Raw genomic sequence first — 2,566 nt, 5'->3', positions numbered from 1 at the left:
GGACCTCCTGCGGGACGCCGGGTTCGTGATCGCAGCCCAGTGGATGCTTGACGTCGACGAAGTCGCGCCCGGTGCCGTCCTGTTCGCGCACCGCCGGGACGAACCGGTGGGGTGACCCGGTCGGGGCACCCCACCGGTCGCGTCAGACGACGGCGCCGGTGTCCGCGCGCCGTGCCCGGCGTGCCTCGAGCGGGCCGCCCGCCCCGTCGCGGGGGAGCGGACCGCGGCCCGCCGGACGGGCCGGCGCACGGCCCTCCAGGGCCACCGCCATCGGCACCGCCGTGAACACCGTCGACGCCATGCCGATCAGCACGCCCGCGATCAGCGCCAGCGAGAAGTCCGCGAGCGAGTCGCCGCCGAGGACCGCGAGCGCGGCGAGCACGAACAGCGCGCCCGCACCCGTGTTCACCGTGCGTGGCAGGGTCTGCACGACCGCCTTGTCGGCGGTCCGTTCCAGACTCGTGCGCGGATCGCGCCGCCGCGCCTCGCGCACCCGGTCGAAGACCACCACCGTGTCGTTGACCGAGTACCCGATGACCGTGAGCAGTGCCGCGAGGAAGACGCTGTCCACCGGCTTGCCCAGCCACGCGAAGAGCCCCACCACGACCAGCACGTCATGGACCATCGCCGACACGGCCGCCGCCGCGAACGTCCAGCGGAACCGGACGCTCAGGTACAGCAGTTGGGCGAGCACCGCGATACCCAGCGCGATGAGCGCCTTCGTGCGCAGCTCGTCGCCGAGGCTCGGGCCGATCATCTCGTCCCGCTCCACCGTCGCGGTCCCGCCGTGCCGCTCCAGCGACTCCTTCACGGCCTGCTGCTCGTCGTCCGACAGGTCGCCGGTGCGGACGGCGATCCCGCCGTCGCCCGACTCCTGCACGACGGCCCGGGGGAACCCGGCGTCCGCCACCGCGGACCGCGCCGTGTCCACGTCGACGGTGCGCGCGGTGCTGTACTCGACCATCCGCCCGCCGGTGAACTCCACACCGAAGTCCAGACCCCGTACGAGGATCCCGGCGACCGCCACCACGACGAGCAGCGAGCTGACGCCCAGCCAGCGGCGCCGGTGCCGCACCAGCCGCGGATCACGCCGGGCCAGCCAGGCGCGGACCCGGCCGGTCGTCGTGATGCCGGTCAGGCCCGGCCGCCCGCGCACCGCGGCCCGGCGCAGCGCGAACTCGGCCAGCACCCGGGTGACGACCAGCGCCGACACCATCGACGCCAGGACACCGATCGACAGGGTCACCCCGAAGCCCTTGACGGGACCGGTCGCGAAGAAGAACAGCAGACCGGCGGCGAGCAGCGTCGTCACGTTCGAGTCGACGACCGCGCTCCACGCCTTCCCGAAGCCCCTCGCCACGGACGTGTCCAGCGTCGTCGGTGCCTTCGTGCGCGAGCCCAGGTACTCCTCACGGGCCCGCTCGAAGACCAGCACGTTGGCGTCGACCGCCATCCCGATCGCCAGCACGAACCCGGCGAGCCCGGGCAGCGTCAGCGTCGCGCCCAGAGCGACGAGCGCCGCGTACGAGATCAGCCCGTACAGGGCCAGGGCGATCGTGGCGAGGGCGCCCAGGAGCCGGTAGACGACGACGATGAACAGCGCGGTCAGGGCGAGACCGATGAGGGCGGCCCGCGTCGAGGCCTCGATGGCGTCGGCGCCCAGCGTCGCGCCGACCGTGCGCTGCTCGACGACGTCGACCGGCACCGGCAGCGCGCCGCCCTTGACCAGCGCGGCCAGGTCCTGCGCCTCCTCCTGCGAGAAGCCGCCGGTGATGCGGGTGTCTCCGCCGGTGATGCCGGTGCCGCAGGCGACGTCCGGGTTCATGCCCGGGGCGGAGACGATGCGGTCGTCGAGGACGATTGCCACCCGCCGCTCGGGCGCGCCCTGCGGGGCGCAGGCCGCCTCGCCCGTCAGGTCGGCCCATGCGGCGGTCGCGTCCTTGCGGAACTCCAGGGCGACGGTCCAGCCCGCCATGCCCTGTTGGTCGAGGACGGCGGCGGCGTCGCGCACCCCGTCGCCCCCGAGGGCCGCGTCGCCGAGCTTCAGGAACCCGCCCTCCCCGTCCGGGGCGCGCAGGACGCGCGTGCCGTCCTCCGGGTCCGCGGCGACCGTGCCCGTGACGGGGTGGACGGTGAGCCGGGCGGTGCGGCCGATCACCTCGGCGGCCTCGCGCGGGTCCTGGACCCCGGGCAGCTCGACGATGATGCGCCGCTCCCCGGAGCGGGACAGGGTCGGCTCGGCGACACCGAGCGCGTCGACCCGGCGGCGCAGCACCTCGAGCGCGCGGTCGGTGGACTCCGCGTCCGCCTTCGTGTCCGTGTCGGACGCGTCCTTGGTCTCGAGGACGATCTGGGTGCCGCCGCGCAGGTCGAGACCGAGGCGTGCGGACTGGGTGAGGGCGATGGCGAGGGACGCCGAGATCACCGCGAGGGCGATCAGCGCACGCCACAGGGGCATGCGGGATTTCTTACGGGACATGACTGCTCCACGGCAGGAAGAAGTGAGGCGCGGCCGACCGTGCGGTCAGGCGGGGCCAGGGGTGACGTCACTGCGTGGAGCGCGCGG

General features: G+C 74.3%; 1 protein-coding gene. It reads right to left on the bottom strand.

Annotated elements, in window-relative coordinates; translation table 11 throughout:
- Positions 1-142: 142 nt before the first annotated feature.
- Entirely contained in the window at positions 143-2,458 is a 2,316-nt protein-coding gene (secD, locus tag GTW43_RS32380) for a protein translocase subunit SecD (protein ID WP_161305539.1), read from the bottom strand.
- Positions 2,459-2,566 lie beyond the last annotated feature (108 nt).

Source organism: Streptomyces sp. SID5785, from assembly GCF_009870065.1.
In the GTDB taxonomy this organism is placed as follows: Bacteria; Actinomycetota; Actinomycetes; order Streptomycetales; family Streptomycetaceae; genus Streptomyces.
The sequence above is the reverse complement of the archived record's forward strand: the minus strand, read 5'-3'. Positions and strand labels throughout refer to the sequence as shown.